General features: G+C 68.3%; 20 protein-coding genes. 6 read left to right on the forward strand and 14 right to left on the reverse strand.

Annotated features, from left to right (window positions below; all coding sequences use genetic code 11):
- Nucleotides 1-53 precede the first annotated feature (53 nt).
- The gene (locus DEU38_RS03435) at nucleotides 54-3,404 is read left to right on the forward strand and encodes an AfsR/SARP family transcriptional regulator (protein WP_397484253.1); all 3,351 of its coding nucleotides are present in this window, start codon (nucleotides 54-56) and stop codon (nucleotides 3,402-3,404) included.
- A 4-nt stretch (nucleotides 3,405-3,408) separates the two neighbouring features.
- Here the strand turns inward: DEU38_RS03435 and DEU38_RS03440 are convergent, their stop codons facing one another.
- The 10 genes from DEU38_RS03440 to DEU38_RS03485 form a co-directional block, all read right to left on the reverse strand.
- On the reverse strand, nucleotides 3,409-4,239 hold the full coding sequence (locus DEU38_RS03440) for an ABC transporter permease (protein ID WP_114718731.1): 831 nt from the start codon (nucleotides 4,237-4,239) through the stop codon (nucleotides 3,409-3,411).
- On the reverse strand, nucleotides 4,236-5,210 hold the full coding sequence (locus tag DEU38_RS03445) for an ATP-binding cassette domain-containing protein (RefSeq protein ID WP_114718732.1): 975 nt from the start codon (nucleotides 5,208-5,210) through the stop codon (nucleotides 4,236-4,238). The genes DEU38_RS03440 and DEU38_RS03445 overlap by 4 nt, the downstream gene beginning before the upstream one ends.
- A gap of 113 nt (nucleotides 5,211-5,323) precedes the next feature.
- The gene (locus DEU38_RS03450; protein WP_114718733.1) at nucleotides 5,324-5,848 is read right to left on the reverse strand and encodes a hypothetical protein; all 525 of its coding nucleotides are present in this window, start codon (nucleotides 5,846-5,848) and stop codon (nucleotides 5,324-5,326) included.
- A gap of 146 nt (nucleotides 5,849-5,994) precedes the next feature.
- Nucleotides 5,995-6,549, reverse strand: a complete 555-nt coding sequence (locus DEU38_RS03455; RefSeq protein ID WP_114718734.1) for a hypothetical protein — start codon at nucleotides 6,547-6,549, stop codon at nucleotides 5,995-5,997.
- A gap of 368 nt (nucleotides 6,550-6,917) precedes the next feature.
- Nucleotides 6,918-7,451: a hypothetical protein gene (locus DEU38_RS03460; protein WP_147283449.1), complete on the reverse strand. Its 534-nt coding sequence runs from the start codon at nucleotides 7,449-7,451 to the stop codon at nucleotides 6,918-6,920.
- Between the two features lie 257 nt (nucleotides 7,452-7,708).
- Complete coding sequence (menE, locus tag DEU38_RS03465; protein ID WP_114718736.1) at nucleotides 7,709-8,884, reverse strand: o-succinylbenzoate--CoA ligase; 1,176 nt, start codon at nucleotides 8,882-8,884, stop codon at nucleotides 7,709-7,711.
- A 41-nt stretch (nucleotides 8,885-8,925) separates the two neighbouring features.
- The gene (locus DEU38_RS03470; protein ID WP_114718737.1) at nucleotides 8,926-9,228 is read right to left on the reverse strand and encodes a DUF3349 domain-containing protein; all 303 of its coding nucleotides are present in this window, start codon (nucleotides 9,226-9,228) and stop codon (nucleotides 8,926-8,928) included.
- 22 nt (nucleotides 9,229-9,250) lie between these two features.
- Nucleotides 9,251-9,526, reverse strand: a complete 276-nt coding sequence (locus DEU38_RS03475; protein WP_254623033.1) for a DUF3349 domain-containing protein — start codon at nucleotides 9,524-9,526, stop codon at nucleotides 9,251-9,253.
- A 213-nt stretch (nucleotides 9,527-9,739) separates the two neighbouring features.
- Nucleotides 9,740-10,006: a hypothetical protein gene (locus DEU38_RS03480; RefSeq protein ID WP_114718738.1), complete on the reverse strand. Its 267-nt coding sequence runs from the start codon at nucleotides 10,004-10,006 to the stop codon at nucleotides 9,740-9,742.
- 13 nt (nucleotides 10,007-10,019) lie between these two features.
- On the reverse strand, nucleotides 10,020-11,255 hold the full coding sequence (locus DEU38_RS03485; RefSeq protein WP_254622623.1) for an inorganic phosphate transporter: 1,236 nt from the start codon (nucleotides 11,253-11,255) through the stop codon (nucleotides 10,020-10,022).
- A gap of 452 nt (nucleotides 11,256-11,707) precedes the next feature.
- Between DEU38_RS03485 and DEU38_RS03490 the strand changes: the two genes are divergently transcribed.
- The 5 genes from DEU38_RS03490 (at nucleotide 11,708) to DEU38_RS03510 (ending at nucleotide 17,410) form a co-directional block, all read left to right on the forward strand.
- On the forward strand, nucleotides 11,708-13,120 hold the full coding sequence (locus tag DEU38_RS03490; protein WP_114718739.1) for an ABC transporter substrate-binding protein: 1,413 nt from the start codon (nucleotides 11,708-11,710) through the stop codon (nucleotides 13,118-13,120).
- Nucleotides 13,121-13,265: 145 nt separating this feature from the next.
- Nucleotides 13,266-15,557: an ABC transporter permease gene (locus DEU38_RS03495; RefSeq protein WP_114718740.1), complete on the forward strand. Its 2,292-nt coding sequence runs from the start codon at nucleotides 13,266-13,268 to the stop codon at nucleotides 15,555-15,557.
- Nucleotides 15,550-16,293, forward strand: coding sequence for an ABC transporter ATP-binding protein (locus DEU38_RS03500; RefSeq protein ID WP_114718741.1), 744 nt, complete (start codon nucleotides 15,550-15,552; stop codon nucleotides 16,291-16,293). The genes DEU38_RS03495 and DEU38_RS03500 overlap by 8 nt, the downstream gene beginning before the upstream one ends.
- An 8-nt stretch (nucleotides 16,294-16,301) precedes the next feature.
- Complete coding sequence (locus DEU38_RS03505) at nucleotides 16,302-17,054, forward strand: ABC transporter ATP-binding protein (protein ID WP_114718973.1); 753 nt, start codon at nucleotides 16,302-16,304, stop codon at nucleotides 17,052-17,054.
- A gap of 2 nt (nucleotides 17,055-17,056) precedes the next feature.
- Nucleotides 17,057-17,410, forward strand: a complete 354-nt coding sequence (locus tag DEU38_RS03510; RefSeq protein WP_114718974.1) for a hypothetical protein — start codon at nucleotides 17,057-17,059, stop codon at nucleotides 17,408-17,410.
- A 46-nt stretch (nucleotides 17,411-17,456) separates the two neighbouring features.
- Here DEU38_RS03510 and DEU38_RS03515 read toward each other — a convergent pair whose 3' ends face one another.
- The 4 genes from DEU38_RS03515 to DEU38_RS03530 all read right to left on the reverse strand — a co-directional run bounded on the left by DEU38_RS03515 (nucleotide 17,457) and on the right by DEU38_RS03530 (nucleotide 20,010).
- Complete coding sequence (locus DEU38_RS03515; protein ID WP_114718975.1) at nucleotides 17,457-17,837, reverse strand: VOC family protein; 381 nt, start codon at nucleotides 17,835-17,837, stop codon at nucleotides 17,457-17,459.
- 43 nt (nucleotides 17,838-17,880) lie between these two features.
- Nucleotides 17,881-18,330, reverse strand: a complete 450-nt coding sequence (locus DEU38_RS03520; RefSeq protein WP_114718976.1) for a hypothetical protein — start codon at nucleotides 18,328-18,330, stop codon at nucleotides 17,881-17,883.
- A gap of 41 nt (nucleotides 18,331-18,371) precedes the next feature.
- Nucleotides 18,372-18,995 (reverse strand): dienelactone hydrolase family protein, encoded by a 624-nt coding sequence (locus tag DEU38_RS03525; RefSeq protein WP_114718742.1) that lies wholly within the window; start codon nucleotides 18,993-18,995, stop codon nucleotides 18,372-18,374.
- A 121-nt stretch (nucleotides 18,996-19,116) separates the two neighbouring features.
- Nucleotides 19,117-20,010 carry a 1,4-dihydroxy-2-naphthoyl-CoA synthase gene (locus DEU38_RS03530; RefSeq protein WP_114718743.1) on the reverse strand — a complete coding sequence of 298 codons (894 nt, stop codon included), beginning with the start codon at nucleotides 20,008-20,010 and terminating at the stop codon, nucleotides 19,117-19,119.
- Nucleotides 20,011-20,019: the final 9 nt, after the last annotated feature.

Raw genomic sequence — 20,019 nt, forward strand, 5'->3', positions numbered from 1 at the left:
CCTCGTCGAATCGGGTGGCCGCACGGTCGGGTACTCCCATAGGCTTGTCGCCGGTGCAAACCGTGACGAGCGATCCCCAGTCCCCGGCACCCACGGAGCCGCCGGTCGAGGTGGCGCTGTTGGGTGGCGTTGCCACACGCCGAGACGGTGTCCTGATTCCGTTGCCCGGGCCGCGCGCCCGCGCTCTGTTGGTGGCGCTCGCGCGGCGGCCCGGACACAGCCGCAGCGCCGCGGCGCTGGTCGAGGACGTCTGGGGTGACGCCCCGCCGAAGTCCCCGGCCAACGCCCTGCACACACAGATCTCCCGGCTGCGCTCGGCGCTGCCGGACGGGGCGATCGAGGCCGGTCCGGCCGGCTACCGGCTTGCCCTTGCACCGGAACAGGTCGATCTGACGCGCGCCCGTCTGCTCGCGCGGGAAGCGGGACAGCGTCACGCCGACGGGGACCAGCGGGGCGCGCTGGACGCGGTGCGCCGGGCCCGGGCGCTGTGGCGCGGCGAGCCGGGGGCGGACCTGCCCGGCGGCGACCTCGCCGACGACCTGGCGACCGAGGCCGCGTCGCATCGCGGCGCGCTCGACGCGGTGGAACTCGCTGCGCTGCTGGCGTCCGGCGAGTTCGCCGTCGCGCTGCCGATCGCGCGTGCCGCGGCGGGTGCGTCGCCGCTCGACGAGGGCGCGCACGCGCTGCTCATGGAGTGCCTGCACGGCTCGGGTCGATCCAACGAGGCGCTCGAGGTGTTCGCAGGGTTGCGCGGCCGGTTGGCCGATCGCCTGGGCGTGGACCCGTCCGCCCGGCTCGTCGACCTCAATGCCGCCATCCTGCGCGGCGATCGGACCGATCGCGCGGCGCGGAAGGAGTCGGGCGGTGCGGTGGAGACAACGGAGGCAGCGGAGGCAGCGGGGTTTTCGGAGGCGGCAACCCGGATGCTGCCCAACGTGATCGGGCTCCGCGCCGCGCCCAACCCGCTGCTCGGACGGAAGACCGATCTGGCGGCGCTCGAACTGCTGCTGGCGTCGTCGCGGGTGGTGACCGTCCTGGGGCCCGGTGGCACCGGCAAGACGCGGGTCGCGCACGCGGTGGGGGCCGAGGTCTCGGGCCGGATGCCGGTTGCGCTCGTCGAACTCGCGCCGCTGCGCAGCGGCGAGGACCTGATCGCCGCGATCAGCGGCACCCTCGGTCTGAGCGAGGCCGACCTCACGCCGGGCGCGCTCACCCGCACCCGGATCCACGACGCGCGCCAGCGGTTGCGCGACGCGCTGTCGGCCCGACCGTCGCTGCTGATTCTCGACAACTGCGAGCACCTGATCGACGACGCCGCCGACGCGGTGTCCGACCTGATCGCCGCGAGCCCGCACCTGACGGTCCTCGCGACCAGCCGGTCGCCGATGTCGATCACCGCGGAGGCGGTGTATCCGCTGGCGCCGTTGGCGATCGACGACGACGGATCGCCCGCCACCGAACTGTTCCGGGCACGGGCGCTCGCGGTGCGCCCCTCGGTGCGTCTGGACGACGGTGAGGTCGAGCGCCTGTGCCGGACGCTGGACGGGCTGCCGCTCGCGATCGAGCTCGCCGCGGCACGGGTCCGCACACTCAGCGTCGAGGAGATCAACGCCCGACTGGTGGACCGGTTCGCGCTGCTGCGTTCGGGGGACCGGACGTCGCCGGAACGGCACCGCACGCTCCGTGCCGTGATCGACTGGAGTTGGAACCTGCTCGAGGAGCCGGAGCGGGCGGCGTTGCGTCGAATATGCCGATTCCCGGCAGGATTCACGGCCGACGCCGCAGTCGCCGTGGCGCAGTGGGGCGAGGTCGTCGACGTCGCCGATGCACTCGAGGGCCTGGTGAACCAGTCGATGCTGTCGGTGGTCGAACCGCCCGACGGCGCCGATGCCGTGGGGCTTCGGTACCACATGCTCGAGACCGTGCGGGAGTTCGGCGAGGAGCAGTCGGACGGTGACGAGGACGCCGAGGTGCGTCGTCGGACGGTCGAGTGGGCAGAGTGCTTCTCGCGGGAGGTGTTCCACGACTTCATGTCCGGCCGTCAGATCGCGGCGGCGCACCGTGTCGAGGCCGAGCACGACAACCTGCTCGCGGTGCTGCGATATGCGCTGTCGGAGAAGCTCGTTCGCGCAGTCTTCACGATCTTCCCCGTGCTCGGCGGCATGTGGGCCTTTCGCGGCGCGCACTCCGAGGTCTTCGCGTGGGCACCGCGAGTGCTCGAACTCGACGATTCCGGCCTCCCCGCCGAGGACGTACCCGCGGATCACCTCGCGGCGGCGTACGTGCTGGCCGCCGCCCACATGGCGATGGGAGGCAATCTGCGCGTGGTCGCGATTGCCCGCACTCGTCTGCGACGACTGCTCGCCGCCCGCACGGACATCAGCGGGTCGTCGCGGGTGAACGCCACACTGATGTTGGTGCCCGGATCGGGGCGCGGCCTGGCGCGGACGCTCGCGACGGCGGTGCGGTCGACCGACCCGGGGGCGCGCAGCTCCGCGTTGATCGCGCGCGCCAACCTCCGGGAGAACATCGGGGACCTGTTCGGTTCGGAGTCCGACGCACGGCAGGCGCTCGCCCTGGCGGAGGAACTGAACGACAGCTGGGGCCTGGCGATGGTGTGTCAGCACCTCGGCGGCCTGTACTCCCAGTCCGCGCGCTACGGCGAAGCGGTCGAGTTCTACCGGCGGTCCGCCGAAGTCCTGTGGACGATGCACCTGTACGACGAGAGCCTGCAGGTGCGCGGTTTCATGGTGGCTGCTCTCGTCGGTGCCGACCGGATCGCCGACGCGCGCACCGAACTCGCGGCGCTCGTCCCGCTGCACGCGAGCGCGCAGGGCAGCGGCGCGAACAGCGATCACGACACGAACAACCAGGCAGCGTTGTCGGCGAGTACCGCGGAGGCCGATCTGGCCACCGGTGTCGTCGATCGGGGACTGGCCGAATACCGCCGGGCGGCCGAACAGGCCGGCGACCTCGCGGGCGAGCTTCCGGCCGATCCGTTCGAGATCATGGTCGTGTCCGCCGTCGTGGACGCGCACGTACTCGCCGGACGCTCGGAACTTGTCGCAGATCTGGCACTTCGTCTCGGAGCCGTTGCGATGCAGCGCCTCGGTTCCCGCGGATACCCGGATCTACCGCAGACCGGGGCGGTCGCGTGCGCTGTCGGTAGCTTCGCCGTCGCCACCGGCCGCGCCGTCGAACGCGGGGTGCGGTTGCTTGCGCTCGCAGCGAAAGTCAAAGCACGCCAGGACTATCCGTCGATGAGGCTGGAAAGGCATCTGGAGCTGGCGAAGGATCTGCTCGGTGACGATGCCGTTGCGGCGGCGCTGGCGTCCGTGGAGGGGACGCCGCGCGCCGCCGCGCGTCGCGAGATACTCGGCCTTCTCTCCGAGACGGAGGCGTGAGGCCTCAGGTCCTGCGCATGTAGGTCCGCACCGTGAGCGGGGCCATGATCGCGACGATCACGGCGGCACCAACCAGTGCATACACCGCGTGGATGCCGAAGTGGCCGTCGTTGGCGAGTTCGCGGACCGCGGTCACCAGGTGCGAGACGGGGTTGACGTTCACGAACGCCTGCATCCAGCCCGGCATCGTGTCGGACGGCACGAACGCGTTCGACATGAACGTGAGCGGGAACAGGATCATCATCGAGACGCCCTGCACGGCGGAGGCCTTGCTCATCAGCACGCCCATGAGTGCGAAGATCCAGCTGATCGCGAACGCGCACACCATGATCAGCAGCGCCGCGCACACCACGCCGACGAATCCGCCACCCGGGCGGTAACCCATGGCGATGCCGACGACGATCGTGATGGTGGTCGCGATCGCGTACCGCACGACGTCGGCGAGCAGGGCCCCGGACAGCGGGGCGATCCGGGCTATCGGCAGCGATTTGAACCGGTCGAACACCCCCTTGTCCATGTCCTCGCGCAACTGGGTGCCGGTGACGATCGATGCCGTGATCACCGTCTGGACGAGGATGCCGGGGATGATGATGGGCAGGTACGACTTCACGTCGCCGGAGATCGCGCCGCCGAAGATGTACGTGAACATGAACGTGAAGATCACCGGCTGGATCACGACGTCGAACAGTTGCTCGGGGTTGTGCTTGATCTTCAGGATGCCGCGGTACGCCATCGTGAAGGTGTGGGCGATCGCGTCCCGGAGGTCGATGCGGTCGGTGGCGTCGATCGTCCGCGTGTCTCCCTGTCGTGCAGGCGAGGTGAGTGTGGTGGTCATGCGGCGTCTCCTTCGGACTCGGCAGTGTCGTGCCCGGTGATGGTGAGGAAGACCTCGTCGAGGCTCGGCTTCGACACGGTGATCTCGTCCACCGCGATGGACCGGTCGCGCAGGTGCACGAGAAGATCCGCGGTGATCGACGGATCCGTCAGCGGCGCGGTGATACGTCCGGACTCCGGCGTGACCGCTGCCTCGATGCCGAGCATCGCGGAGATCACGGACCGGGCTTCCTCGGTCTGCGTGCGATCGGCGAGGGTCAACTGCAGTGCCGACACTCCGACCGACGCCTTCAGTTCGTCGGCGGTGCCGTCGGCGATCACGCGACCGTGGTCGATCACCGCGATCCGGTCCGCCAGTTGGTCGGCCTCGTCGAGGTACTGCGTGGTGAGCAGTACCGTCGAGCCCTCGGCGACGAGCCTGCGGATGGTGTCCCACATCTGCGCGCGGGTGCGCGGGTCGAGGCCCGTGGTGGGCTCGTCGAGGAACAGCAGCGGGGGACGGGCGATGAGGCTGGCCGCGAGGTCGAGTCTCCGGCGCATGCCGCCGGAGAAGTTCTTCAGCGGCTTCGACGCCGCCTCGGTGAGTCCGAACTCTTCGAGGAGTTCGACGGCCTTGCGCTTGGCGTCGGCGCGGCCGAGGCCGAGCAGCCGCGAGAAGATCACGAGGTTCTCGGTGGCGGTGAGGTCTTCGTCCACCGACGCGTACTGGCCGGTGACGCCGACGAGGGAACGGACGGCCGTCGATTCGCGGACGACGTCACGGCCGAAGATGCGGGCCTCGCCGCCGTCGGGCCGCAGCAGGGTCGCGAGCATCCGGACTGTCGTCGTCTTGCCGGCGCCGTTGGGGCCGAGCACGCCGTACACCGAACCGGTCGGGACGGTGAGGCTGACGCCGTCCACGGCCCGCTGCTGCCCGAAGGTCTTGACGAGCCCGACGGCCTCGATGGCCGGGGGTGAGGTATCGAGGTTCATGGCACAACCATGACGGTGCCCTCTTGCACCGCCCTTGCACCGTCCTTGCGTCCGGACACGCGCCGGGCCCGCGGTGCAATGCACCGCGGGCCCGGGTCTTCGTGCGGGTCGAGCTACTTCAGTAGGCCACCGATCAGGTCGCCGATGTTCGGGATGAAGTCACCGAGGCTGCCGGTGATCGTCCCGAGGCTGCCGAAGGTGTCACCGACACCGACAAGGACCGGCTCGCCCAGCTCGGGAACGGGATTGGCCAGCGACACACACGCGCCCACGACGGCGTACATGCCACCGGTGAGGGCCGGTGTCGTGTACGCCTTGGTGACACCCGCGCCGACGCTGTCGAGACCACTGGTCCAAGCAACGAATCCGGGCTCGAGCAGCTTGAGCGGGTCGTCGACCGCCTCGGGCACCTTGACGGAGTCGATCGCGACGGCACCGCACGTGCTCGTCGGGAAGTCGACGTTGGGGTTGGTGATGGAGACGGCGATCGCATCTCCGGCGGCCTCCGCCGTCACGGTCGGCCCCGTGAAGGTGGCGGGCGCGGCGGACGCGAGCGCGGGAGCAGCGATCAGGGCCGCGGCGGCGACGGCACTCCCTGCCGCCAGACGGGTGACGAGTGAGGTGGAACGTAAGCGCATGGTGTGGACCTTTCGACAGTGGCCGGCTCGGCGCGAGGAACCGCGAGGCGGACACGGCGAGCGGATCAGGAAAGGATGCGCGGCGGCCCGGGCATCCCCGACTGGTGTCCGGACCGCCGCGCACGTTCTGTGGTGCGGGTGGTCTGTCAGGCGGGCTGAGACGATCCGGCCGAGATGGCCTTGATCAGTCCGTCGATGTTGCCCTCCAGGACGAAGTCGAGGACGTTCTCGAGTGCGCCGTTGCGCAGGCTGCCGAAGATCGCGTCCTCGGGCAGGCTGACGACCTGGGGCTTGCCCAGCACCGGCGTGCCGCCGCTGGCCGAAGTGCATTCGCCGACAACGGCAAACACGCCGTCGTTGAACTCCGGCGTGGTGAAGGACTTGGTGTCGGACGCGCCGACGCGGGCCTTGTCGGAGACCTTCCAGAACGTGAATCCGGGCTCGAAGAGCTTGGAGGGATCCTTCTCCAGTTCACTCGCGCGCGACGCGGCGAAGGCGTGGGCGCCACACGTGACGGAAGGATCGGTATTGGGGTTCGCCACCGTCACCGTGATGGTGCTGCTCGCGGCGGCCGCGGTGACCGTCGGCGCCTTGACCGCGGGTGCGGCCGACGCGAGGGCAGGGGCGGCGAGAGCGGCTGCGCCGGCAATCGCGACACCGGCCACACTGCGGGTGAACAGATTTCGAGTACGCACGTGCATGGACAACTCCTGTTGAGTACGAGTGTTCGAAACACGTGATCGCGGCGCCCGGCTCCCCGAAACCAAGACCCGAAACCAAGATCACTGGGGAAAAGCATCGGGGTTGGGTCAAGTTCCCGCAAGGTGAACCTCTCGGGGCCGTAACGAAATGCGGTCCTCGGTGCGAGGAATGTTCCGTTCCTACCGCCCGGTAACGATGTTTGATCAGCGGAAATCCCCACCGTACGAGCCGGTTTGGGACCTATGTAACAATCTTGTTTCAGTGGTCGTTAGGTATTCAATTGCTTGTTCAACTACTTGAATTTCGGGGCGGTCGGTTCGCATCGGCCGGGCAGGGGTTTCCTGCCCGGCCGATGCTCCGACTCGGGCTACCCTGCGGCGAGCGAGCCGCCGGAGAAGAGGCCGCGGGCGATGCCCGCGATGTTTGCGGGGGCTGCGCTCGAACTGCCTGTGTACTGGCTGCGCGGAACCGACACCACCTGCGGATCGCTCGCGGACGGCTTCGGTTGTGTGGGCGAAACACATTCGCCCACAACGGCATAGAATCCGCGCGGGACGTCGAAGGTGTAGGTCCGGGACGAGTCGGCCGCGACGCGCTCGCTGCGTGCGGTCCGCCATGTCAGGAAGCCGGGTTCGTTGATCCTCGACGGATCCTCCTCGAGTGCGGAGAGCTTCGAGGCCTGGACCACGAACGCCCCGCAACTGCTGGTCGGATCGCTGTTGGGATTCTCGAGCGTCAGGTCGAAAGTGCTGTCGGTGACGGTGAACGTCACTGTGGGGCGGGTGAGCTCCACGGTTTCCGCGCCCGCAACTGCGGGTGCGGTGAGTGCCGACACGCCGACGAGGACGGCCCCGACGGTCGTGCGGCGTAACAGCTGAGATGTAGACGGACGTGTTTGCATGATCAACCCCTGTCGATGGAGTGTCGGTGGACAGGCGATCGCGGTGCTCGGTTCCCCGAAACCAAGATCACAGGCGAAGCATGGCCCGTTTACGTTTTCGGGCAAGGGTTTTCGGCGGAATCGGCCGCGCCCGCGGGTGGCGCCGAATCGTTTACCTCCCCGCTGCACTCCCTTTGATCAGGGAGAACCGTCGCGCCGAACCCGCCGCGCCGAAGAGTAACAATCGTGTCTCGGCCGGCAGATACTGATCAACTGGATCAATTATTCGTTCGAATCCAGGCTGTCTGCAGGGCCTTGCGGTCCACCTTGCCCGGCCCCCGCAGCGGGAGTGAGCGGACGAATTTCACCTCCCGCGGTGCCGCGGTCGCGTCGAGCGAGGCGCCGACATGGGCCCGCAGGTCGTCGACGGTGGGGGCGGTCCCGTCCTCCGGCACGATCGCCGCCACCACCCGCTGGCCGAGTCGTTCGTCGGGGACACCGAGCACCGCGCATTCGCGAACGTCCGGGTGCTCCATCAGGACGGCTTCGACCACCTGCGGCACCACCGTCAGACCGCCGGTGGAGATCGCCTCGTCCAACCGCCCGCGGATCGTCAGGACGCCGTCGGTGACGGTTCCGGCATCGTCGGTGCGGAACCATCCGGGCTCGCTGAAGGCCGGGTGATCCGGAATCCCGCGGTACCCCGATGCGAGCGTGTCTCCACCGAGCAGGACGCGGGAGTCGTCCGCGATGCGGACCCGCACACCGTCGAGGGGTGTGCCGTCGTAGACGCACCCGCCGCACGTCTCGCTCATCCCGTAGGTGCGCACGATCGTCAGTCCGGCGTCGACGGCCCGGCGCAGGAGCGGCGGAGGTGTCGCGGCGCCACCGAGGAGGACGGCGTCCAGTTCGGCGAGTGCGGCGGCCGCCGCGGCGTCGTCGAGGGCCTTGACCAGTTGGGTGGGCACCAGCGAGGTGTAGCGACGTGGCCCCGCCATCGCGTCGACGGCTGCCGGCAGGGTCGCCGGATCGAATCCGCGTGTGACGTCGACGACGACGGGCGCGGCGCCGGCCAGCACGCTCCGCAGCAGCACCTGCATGCCCGCGATGTGGTGTGCCGGCAGTGCCAGCAACCACGACCCGGGCCCGCCGAGCCTGCGGTGTGTCGCGTCGCCGCTGGCCCGCAGCGCGCGCGAGGTCAGCATGGCGCCCTTGGGGACCCCGGTGGTGCCCGAGGTCGCCATCACGAGCGCGATGTCGTCGGCGCCGGGCACATCGTCGATCGCCTCACCCGGACGCAGGGCGTCGCACAGGCGTCTCGTCTCCTGCTGGTCCTGCTCCGGTACCGGTAGGAGGGGTGGGCCGTCGCCGTCGAGGAGTCGCTCGAGCCGGGGCAGGAGGGCCGTCGCCGCGGTACCGGCGGGAATCGGAAGGGTGTGCAGGACCGGGCTCACTCCTCGATGGTTTCACGGGGAGCGTCCCGGTCGGACACGGGTCAGGTCGCCGGTGGACCGGCGAGCGGCCATCCCCCGGACGACAGGTGTGACCGCACGCGGTCCACGTCGGATTCGAGCGGCATCTCGTTGGTGATCTTGGTGATGAGTACCTGGATGTCGGTCTTGGAGATCGGCAGGTCGCCGTCGTCGACCAGGGCTGCGGTCACGATGTCGACCTCGTCCTCCGACAGTCGGCGGGTGAGGAGAGCGAACAGCGGGACATAGTCCTGCTCGGGAACGCCGTTGGGGTAGCCGGCGCGCAGCCAGTCGATGATCGAGGAGAGGAACGGAGGCAGGCTCAATGGTGCTCCTGAACTTGGTCCGTCAGCGGTATTGGTGTTCTCTCGACGCTTCCTGCTCGTCGGAGACGACGGGCCAACCACCCGCGGCGAGGCGCTCGGTGACGCGGGCGATGTCCTCTTCGGTCGGCTGCTCGCGGATGACGCCGGCGATGATGCTCTTCAGCGCGTCGTAGTCGACGTGCCGGTCGGGATGCTCGTGGGCGGTTTCGATCGACAGTTCGACGATCTGCCCGATCTCCTCGTCGGTCAGTCGGCGTCCCAGGACGGCGAGCAGCGCGAAATGGTCCTTGGCGGGAATCCCCTCCGGATAGCCGGCGCGGAGCCAGTCGAGTACCGAGCGAAGCGCGCTCTTGTGTTCCGCCGAGCGGGGCGAGTCATCGGTCGCCGAGCGGTGCGAGTCATCAGTCGCCGAGCGGTGCGAGTCATCAGTCGCCGAGCGGTGCGAGTCATCAGTCACGGATGCGATCACTTTCACGAAGGAGTGGGGACGCGGGTCGGTGCGTTACCTCACTCAGAAGACGTGGATGCCGAAACTGCTGGCCAGGAAGTTCTGCATCAACATCAGTATCCCAGCAATGATCGCGATCAGCACGACGGCGAAGCAGAGGGCGGCTCCGAGCTTGCCGAGCGTCGACGCCTGTCCATCGGGACCCGGCTGTGCGCCCATGGACAGTGACTTGAGGCCCAGCGCGAAGATGGCGGGCAGTCCTGCCCCGAGCAGTAGTCCGACGAGGACGACCTGCCACAGCGAGTTGGCGGTCTGTACGAGTAGATCCATCGGTCGTCTCCTTTCAGATCTTGCGGGTGGTGGGCTCGACCTCGGAGGTCTGGTCGGTCACGGCAGCGGCCGTGGCTGTGGTCGTGGCCGAAGCAGCGTCCGCGTCGTTCGTGGGGGCCAGGCCCCCCTCCCACTCGGCGTTGACGTTGCTGGGGTCGATCGGTTCGCGGCGCGACCGGATGTACATGAACGCCGACAGTGCGACCAGCAGGGCGAACACGACGATGACGCCTGGCAGGCCGCCGATCACGTGTGCGAGGGCCCAGCAGATCGCGCCGGCGATACCGGCGGACGGCAGCGTGATCAGCCAGGCGACCGCCATGCGGCCGGCGACGCCCCACCGCACCTCGGCACCCTTGCGGCCGAGTCCCGTACCGAGGATCGAGCCGGTCGCGACGTGGGTGGTCGACAGCGGCAGACCGAGGTGGCTCGAGGTCAGGATGATCGCGGCAGACGACGACTCTGCCGCCATGCCCTGCGGGGCAGCGATCTCGACGAGGCCCTTGCCGAGGGTTCGGATGATGCGCCAGCCGCCGAGGTAGGTGCCGAGGGCGATCGCCACCGCGCAGCTGAGCTTGACCCAGAAGGGCATCTCGCTGTCTGCAGTGATGGAGCCGTGGGCGACCAGGGCCAGGAAGATGACGCCCATCGTCTTCTGGGCGTCGTTCGTGCCGTGCGCGAGTGAGACGAGGGATGCCGTGCCGACCTGGCCGATGCGGAAGCCCTTGCTCTTGTTGTCGTCCGGGACGTCCCGGGTGATGCGGTAGATCAGCTTGGTGCCGACCGCGGCGACCAGCGCGGCGACCACGGGAGCCAGCAGGGCGGGGATGATGACCTTGCCGAGCACACCGCCCCACTCGACGCCGCTCATGCCGATCGAGGCGATGGCCGCGCCGATGAGGCCGCCGAACAGGGCGTGCGACGAGCTGGACGGCATGCCGAACAGCCAGGTCGCGAGATTCCAGAGGATGCCGCCCACGAGGCCGGCGAACACGATCAGCAGCAGGTCCTCACCGCTGACGGTCCCGAGATTGACCACGCCCTTGGCGACGGTCGCGGCGACCTCCACGGACAGGAAGGCGCCTACCAGATTGAGGGTTGCAGAGAGTGCCACTGCGACCTTCGGTCGGAGTGCGCCGGTGGCGATGGAGGTGGCCATCGCGTTCCCGGTGTCGTGGAAGCCGTTCGTGAAATCGAATGCGAGGGCAGTGACGACCACTACCAAGAGAACGACGAGCTCTGCGGTCACAAGCGAATTGTGCGTATCGAAAGCGTAAAAGTACAGCGAGCATCCGGTGAACAAGCCGTGATCCCGGTTGCATCGTCCCATCACCTCGCACGACGGTTCCGGTGGTGTGTGGACACTCACGTTTTTCGGCTGCCTGTGGCCCGCCTCACTACGAAGTCTCACTCACCGGGATGGGCCCTCGGCGTGGGTGTGATCCTCATTACGGTCCTCCGCATCGGGGCTCATGAAGCCTCGGGTAGCGGGGCGAAGGAGTGGGTGGCGCGATGAGAAAAGCGGTCTGGGACATCACTCGACCTCGTGTCTTTACCTAAAGAAACGAAATCGATTACTTGACCTTTACTTGTCGATCCACGTGCTCGGAGCGGCAGCCCTGTAGGGCGTGACCGCACCACCGAGCACGCCCGTTCGTCCCCGGCCCGGTTCCGGGCACTCGAGAAGGAGATTCACAGATCGTGAAGCGAAACAAGACAGCCAAGCTGGTTGTGGCACTCGCCGCAACCGCGGCACTGGTCTCGGCCTGTGCCGGCGAGCGCTCCGGCGACTCGGGCGTCCCGAGCAGCGGCTCGGGCGACACCAAGTCGGCATCCGCGTCGGTCGACAAGTTCGGCACGCTCGCCTCCCCGTGCGGTGAGGGCGACGCCAAGGGCGCTACCGATCAGGGCGTCAGCGACACCGAGATCAAGATCGGCTTCGGTGACGACCGCGGCTACGCCAAGGCTCCGGGCCTCAACAAGGAGATGTCCGACGCCGTCTCCGCGATGATCGAGTGGTGCAACGATCAGGGCGGCATCAACGGCCGCAAGATCGTCGGCACCGACTACGACGCCGCGATGACGCAGGCCAACGCCGTCATGCAGGACGCGTGCCGCTCCGAGTTCATGATGGTCGGCCACGGCTTCGCGATGGACCAGACCTCCGAGCAGACCCGCGTGGCCTGCAATCTGGCGGCTGTCCCCGGCTTCACGGTCTCCCCGGACGCGGCCAACGGCCCCATGACCTACCAGGGCGTGCCGTTCCCCGTCGACATCGCGAACGCGTCGGCGTGGTTCCAGATGGGGGAGATGCACCCCGACCTCAAGAACGACTTCGCGCTGATCGGCTCCACGATGCCGACCATCATCACGTCGCTCACCAAGACCAAGTCCATGGCCGAGGCCGCCGGCTTCAAGCTCAAGGACTGTGGCGTCACCATCAACTACGACGGTGAAGCCAGCTACGTGCCGTTCGCCGAGAAGTTCAAGCAGTGCGGTGCCAAGGGCCTGTGGACCTCGCGTTCGCCGGTTCCGGCCGAGTTCAACCTCATCAAGGCGATCGATCAGGTCGGCCTCGACCCGATCCTGCTCGGTGAGGCCACGTGGTACGCCAACGCCGTCCAGGGCTTCAACAAGGACAGCGGTCTGCTCGACAACCTCAATGCCGGCATGACCTTCCAGATGCTGGAGAACGACGACAACGCCGCCGTCAAGCAGTACAAGGACCTCGTCACGGCCAAGGGTGGCAAGACCGCGCTCCTGGGCATGCAGGCCACGTCCTCGTTCCTGCTGTGGGCCACCGCCGCCGACGAATGCGGTTCGGACCTGACGCGTCAGTGCATGATCGACGAGCTCTCGCAGATCCACGAGTGGGACGGTGGCGGACTGCACGCCGTCAGCGACCCGGGTGCGAACATCCCGGCGCAGTGCGGCCTGATGGTCTCGCTGAAGGGCGCGGACTACTCGCAGGCGTTCCCCGCCGATGCCGGCGAGTTCAAGTGCGACCCGAACTACCTGGTCAAGACCGACAAGTCGACGTGGGGCACCGAGCTGGGTGCCGATCGCATCTCGACCAAGTACCTGAACCCGAACGTGATCACGCCCAAGGCATGATCGCCCGCCGCGCGGCGTAGGACCCACAGGTCCCGCCGTCCGGCTCCCTCGATCCACCCAACGATCCACCGATGAATGCGGCGCCCCGGGCCACCGCCCCGGGGCGCCGCCTCCATCCTGACTGGAGAACTCAGAGGGTTTCCAGATGGACACATTCGTGACATTCACGATCCTGGGTCTCGTCCTGGGCTCGGTGTACGCAATCGCAGCCTCAGGGCTGGTGCTCACCTACAACTCGTCCGGCATCTTCAACTTCGCGCACGGCGCGCAGGCGATGCTCGGCGCCTTTCTCTACTGGCAGCTCCGCTACGGTTGGGGTCTGCCGACACCCGTGGCGTTGATCATCACGCTCGGCATCGCCGGACCGCTCATGGGGCTGCTGCTGTACGCGCTGATCATGCGCGGCCTGCGGGACACCTCCGAGGTCACCAAGATCGTCGTCACGGTGTCGATCATGCTCGGCATGCTGTCGCTGTCGACCTGGTTCTGGCACCCCGAAGAAGCGCGCACCATGAAGATGTTCTTCGGTGACGACAGCCGGTTCTCGTTCTTCGGCGCGACGATCCACACCCACGAGATCATCTGCCTGGTCGCCGCGGTCCTCATCGCCGTCGGCCTGCGCTTCCTGTTCACCCGCACCCGCATCGGCGTCTCGATGCGCGGCGTCGTGGACGACCCTGATCTGCTCCGCCTCAACGGGCACAACCCCGAGCGCATCGCCGCGTTCTCGTGGGCACTCGGTTCCACGCTGGCCGTCCTCGCCGGCATCCTGGTCACCCCGATCAGTGGTGGCACGCTCGAGGCCAACCTGTTGACGCTGCTCGTGATCGACGCGTTCGCCGCCGCGATGTTCGGGCGCCTGCGCAGCATCCCGCGCACGTTCGTCGGCGCCATCGTGCTGGGTCTGGCCGGCACCTACGTGCTCGGCTACTTCCCGTCCGAGTGGACGTGGACCTCGAACCTGCGCGTGTCGCTGCCGATGATCGCGCTGTTCGTCGTCCTGATCGTGCTGCCGCAGGATCGGCTGCGCGGCGCCGCGGTCCGTACCCGTGAGCGGTACTCGGTCCCGAGCGTGCGCAAGGCCGTCGCGTGGGGCGTCGCCCTGATCGTGATCGTCTACCTGATCCGTCTGCTCATGGTCGAGTCCGCGATCACCACCCTGACCCTGGGTGTCTCGTTCGCGATCATCGCGCTCTCGTTGACCCTGCTCACCGGATACGCCGGCGAGATGAACCTGGCGTCGGTGTCCTTCGGTGCGATCGCGACCATCGTCGCGTTCCACTTCGGTGTCTCCGGAACCGGCCTCGCGGCCCGCATGACCATCTGGGGGCTGATCTTCGGGACCCTCGCGGCCGCGGTCATCGGCGGCCTCGTCGCACTGCCGGCGCTGCGCCTGCGCGGCCTGTACCTCGCGCTGGCGACGATGGCATTCGGCGTGTTCCTCAGCAACATGGTGCTGCGCGACACCACCGAGCACGAACTGTTCGGCGTCAAGTTCTCGATCTTCCCCGGCGGCTCCCTCGTGATGCCTCCGATCAAGATCGGCCCGCTGGACCTGAGCAACCAGACGGCGTTCCTCATGACCGCCACCGCCCTGTTCGTGATCCTCGCTGTCGGCGTCATCGCACTGCGCAACAGCGGCTACGGCCGCCGGCTCGCCGCGATGAAGGACAGCCCGGCCGCCTCGGCGATGCTCGGACAGAACCTCGTCAAGCTCAAGCTCAGCGTGTTCATGCTCTCTGCCGGCATCGCCGGACTCGGCGGCATCCTGATGTCGACCGCGATCGGTGCGGTCTCGAACGAGAACTTCTCGATCATGATCAGCCTCACGATCCTGATGCTCACGGTCGTCGCCGGCATCGGCTACGTCACCGGCGCGTTCTTCGGCGGCATCATGGCCGGCATCGGATTCGCGGTCATCATGGTCTCGTTCGGCAACCTGGCCTCCAGCCAGCCCGAGATCGAGGGACTGTGGACCTTCCTGGGTCACCTCGCGGCCGTCAGCCCCGCGCTGATCGGTATGGGCGTCGGCAAGAACCCGTCGGGCACGGTGCACGACGTGATCGAGGGCTACCGCCACCTGCGCAACGCCAAGCCGGTGCTGATCGGCGGCGCGGCCGTCGTCGCACTGTCGTACGTCCTCGCGCTCACCGGCGTGCTGGGCAACTGGTGGTTCGCGACGATCACGATCGTCACGGTGTTCATGCTCCCGGTCATCGGAAAGATGGTCATGCCGGAAGCGGTCCTCGGCAAGGAGGCCGCCGACGCCGCCAAGGGCATCGCGCCCGAGGAGATCGGCATCGACGCGCCCTACACGGAAGAGGGCCTGACGCAGCTCGACCGCGAGCTCGGACTGCCCGCCACGGTCACGGCCCACACCGCTGCGGCCACGGAGCACTTCGCCTCGAAGCCGAAGGAGTTGAGCGTCCATGCCTGACACCCCGATCCTCGAAACCCGGGGCATCACTGTCCGATTCGGTGGCCACGTCGCGGTCAACGACGTCAGCATCACGGTCGAACGCGGATCCATCACCGGACTGATCGGACCGAACGGCGCCGGTAAGACGACGCTGTTCAACACGATCACCGGCCTGCAGAAGCCGGCATCGGGCAAGATCCTGCTCGACGGCCAGGACGTCACCCGGCTCTCGCCCGCCAAGCGGGCGAACAAGGGACTGGCCCGCACCTTCCAGCGGCTGGAGCTGTTCCTGTCGCTGTCGGTGCGGGACAACATCCGGGTCGCCGGCGACATCCACAAGTCCAACACGCGCAGCAAGATCGACGTGGACGCCGAGACGGACCGGATCCTCGAGCTGACCAAACTCACCGATGTCGCCGACAAGGACGTCTCGGACATCCCGACCGGACGGGCTCGCGTCGTCGAGGCCGCCCGGGCACTGATGACATCGCCGCGGCTGCTGCTGCTCGACGAGCCCGCGTCGGGCCAGACCGAGCAGGAGACCGAGGACTTCGCGGACCTGCTGCAGTCCCTGGCGGCGGACGGTCTGGCGATCTGCCTCGTCGAGCACGACATCCCACTGGTGATGAAGCTGTGCAAGCAGATTCACGTGCTCGACTACGGCGCCGTCCTGGCGTCGGGCAGCGCGGCGCAGGTGCGCGACGACCCGGCGGTGATCGCCGCCTACATCGGCACGGCAGAGGAGGCAGTGTGATGGCTGTGATGTCGACTGGGGCCACGAACGTGACGGAGACGCTGGACGGGCCGCAGGACGGACCCACCCCGCTGCTCGAATTGGTCGGTGTCCGTGCGAGTTACGGCCCCATCGAGGTGCTGCACGGGGTGGACCTGACGCTCGCCCCGGGCACCGTCATGGCCCTCCTCGGGCCGAACGGCGGCGGCAAGACCAGCACCCTGAAGATCTGCTCGGGCATCCTGCCGATCACCCACGGCGAGCTGCGGATGGCGGGCCGGGTCGTCAACGGCGCCGAGGCGTCGGACCTGGCGAAGCTCGGTGTCTGCTCGATCCCCGAGGGGCGCGGCATCTTCGCCAACCTCACCGTCCGCGAAAACCTGTGGATCGCGACCGGCACGGGCACCGACCTCGCCAAGCTCGAGGAGATCGCCTACACCCGGTTCCCGATCCTCGGGAAACGCAAGAACCAGTTGGCCGGCTCCATGTCCGGCGGTGAACAGCAGATGCTGGCGCTGTCCCGGGCCCTGGGTACCGACCCGACCCTGCTGCTGCTCGACGAGCTGTCGATGGGTCTGGCGCCGCGGATCGTCTCGCAGATGTACGACATCGTCGGCCAGTTGGTCGAGGAGGGTCTGACGATCCTGGTTGCCGAACAGTTCGCCCGCGCCGTGCTGCCGATCGCCGATCGCGCGGCGCTCATGCTCCACGGACGAGTGGTCCGAGTCGGGGCGCCCGACGAAATCGAGAACGACCTTTCCAACAGTTACCTAGGAGGATGACGATGACCACTCTCGCAGATGAGCGTCGTGCCCAGTTCAAGACCGACGTCGCCGACCTCGAGCTCAAGACCGGCCAGTCGCGCGGCGACAGCGTGGCGCGCGTGTCCGGTCTGGTGCTCATGGTCGTCGGTGCCGTGGCGGCCTTCGTCGTGTACGTCTCGTCGCTGACCCAGAACGACCTGCGCGACATCGCGTCGTACCAGATCCTCGCGACCGCGTTCCTCGCGGTGACGGTGATCGGTGCCGCCCTGTACCTGGCCGGTGCGATCGCCAAGGTGCTGCGCCTGTGGCTGCTGCGTCAGCTGCACGAGGGTCAGGCGCAGGCCGACCAGATCGCCGCTGCACTGTCGAAGTAGGCGCTCCGCGCCCGTGCGCCGTTCCGAAGTAGGCGCACGGGCGTGTTCAGCGCAGGTCGCGGCGGATCGGATGGTCTGCAGGGATCTGCACCAGCACGATGGGCACACCGTCGGGGTCGGCGATCCACATCTCGTGCAGGCCCCACGGCTCCTGTCGGGCCTCCCGCACGATCGGCACCTCCGCCCGGACCAGGTCGTCCTGGGCGACGGCCAGGTCTCGCACCTGCATCCACAGCGCGCCCGAGAACCGCGTGTCCAGCTCGGTGCCGCCGTGCGAGGTCACCTCGACCAGCCCCTGTCCGACGAAGAACACTGTGCCGCCGGGGTATTCGCGCGCGATCGCCAGGCCCAGCGTGTCGCGGTAGAACGCGAGGGTCACCTCGTAGTCGTGGGGTCGCAGAATGATCCGGCTGCTGAGAATTTCCACGCTCATGTCCTCCTGATGCTGTTGCCGGGCAATTCTTCCCGAGTCACTCGTCCGGGGCCGGACGGGCCTCGTGCCCCGGGCGGCCGTGCGTACGCCGCGCTTCCTTCATCTCGGCCTCGTGCAGGTGCCGGCGACCGCCGAGCAGCACGTCGCGCACCGCCTTCTCGTGATCGCGGAACTCGGACCAGTAGCCGTCGTCGAACTCCTCGACGATCTGGAACGTCCACCGCCCCTCGAGGACGTTGCGTCCCAGCATCGACGTCTGCAGGCGTTCGGCGCACGCGGGGTGGCCCGACGCGATCAACTGCTCCACCGCGTCCCCGAGCTGCCGATCCGCCCGGCCCAGCAACTGGTGGAACGCATACAGGTGGCCGCGGGCCTGCTCGACGGTCTCGAGCGCCTCGGACAGCTTGCCGACCGCCTCGACGGTGGCGTCCGTGACGCCGTCCGGGCGGCGATGTTCAGGCGCGGGTTGCTCGCGGTCGACGGACATGGGTCCAGTCTGCCTGCTGCCGCGCCACTTCCCGTGATCCTTCACGATCGGGGCCCGTGCGCGACGAACCACTCGCGGGCCCGCTCGGCGACCACGTCCAGCGTGCCGGGCTCCTCGAACAGATGCGTCGCGCCGGGCACGATCTCCAGCTCGTGTTCGCACTCGAGCAGGGCGGCGGCCTGCCGGTTCAGCTCGATCACCGCGGTGTCGAGCGAGCCGACGAGCAGCAACGTCGGCGCCCGGACCATCGACAGGCGTGATCCGGCCAGGTCCGGGCGGCCGCCGCGGGAGACGATCGCGCAGATGTCGGCGTGTGGTTCGGCGGCGGCGTGCAGGGCCGCGGCGGCGCCGGTGCTCGCGCCGAAGTACGCGACCGCCGCCGCCCGCTCCTGCACCCGCGCGGTCACCTCGATGAGCCGGCACGACAGCAGCGGGATGTCGAACACGAGCCGACGGTCGCCCTCCTCGTGCGGGGCGAGCAGGTCGAACAGCAGCGTGCCCAGGCCCACGTCCTGCAGCAGTTCGGCGACGAACCGATTGCGTGGGCTGAACCGCCCGCTGCCGCTGCCGTGCGCGAACACGACCACTGGCAGCGCGCCGACCGGATCGGTCAGCGCACCCGACAGGCGCACACCGTCAACCGTGAACGAGACCTCGGTGCTCACCTGTCCATTGCACACCCGATCACGGCCCGGCCCAACCCCCGCGCCGCTCCGGAAACGGGCGTGCCGCGCCCCCGATCGGGGACGCGGCACGACGAAAACCTCCGCGGCAGCCGGAAGTGGCTCAGAAGTACCAGGGGTAGGGCGACCAGTCCGGGTCGCGCTTCTCGAGGAACGAGTCGCGGCCCTCGACGGCCTCGTCGGTCATGTACGCCATCCGGGTGGCCTCGCCGGCGAACAACTGCTGGCCGACCAGGCCGTCGTCCTGCAGGTTGAACGCGTACTTGAGCATGCGCTGGGCCTGCGGCGACTTGCCGTTGATCTTGGTGCCCCACTCGATCGCGACGTTCTCGAGCTCGTCGTGATCGACGACCCGGTTGACCGCGCCCATCCGGTGCATCTCCTCGGCCGTGTAGGTGTCGCCGAGGAAGAAGATCTCGCGGGCGAACTTCTGGCCCACCATCTTCGCGAGGTAGGCGCTGCCGTAGCCGCCGTCGAAGCTGCCCACGTCGGCGTCGGTCTGCTTGAAGCGGGCGTGCTCACGCGACGCCAGCGTCAGGTCGCACGTGACGTGCAGGCTGTGCCCGCCGCCGGCGGCCCAGCCGTTGACGAGCGCGATCACGACCTTCGGCATGAATCGGATCAGGCGCTGCACCTCGAGGATGTGCAGGCGTCCGGCGCGCGCCTTGTCGACGGTCTCGGCAGTCTCACCGGAGGCGTACTGGTAGCCGCTGCGGCCGCGGATGCGCTGGTCGCCGCCCGAGCAGAACGCCCAGCCGCCGTCCTTCTCGCTGGGGCCGTTGCCGGTGAGCAGCACGCAGCCGACGTCGGAGGTCATGCGCGCGTGGTCGAGCGTGCGGTACAGCTCGTCGACGGTGTGCGGGCGGAAGGCATTTCGGACCTCGGGGCGATCGAACGCGATGCGGACGATGCCCTCGCTGACATGACGGTGGTACGTGATGTCGGTGAGATCCTCGAAACCGGGGACGGGACGCCAGAGCTGCGGATTGAAGGTCACGGAAGCGAG

This window comes from Rhodococcus sp. AG1013 (genome assembly GCF_003350365.1).
Lineage (GTDB): Bacteria > Actinomycetota > Actinomycetes > Mycobacteriales > Mycobacteriaceae > Prescottella.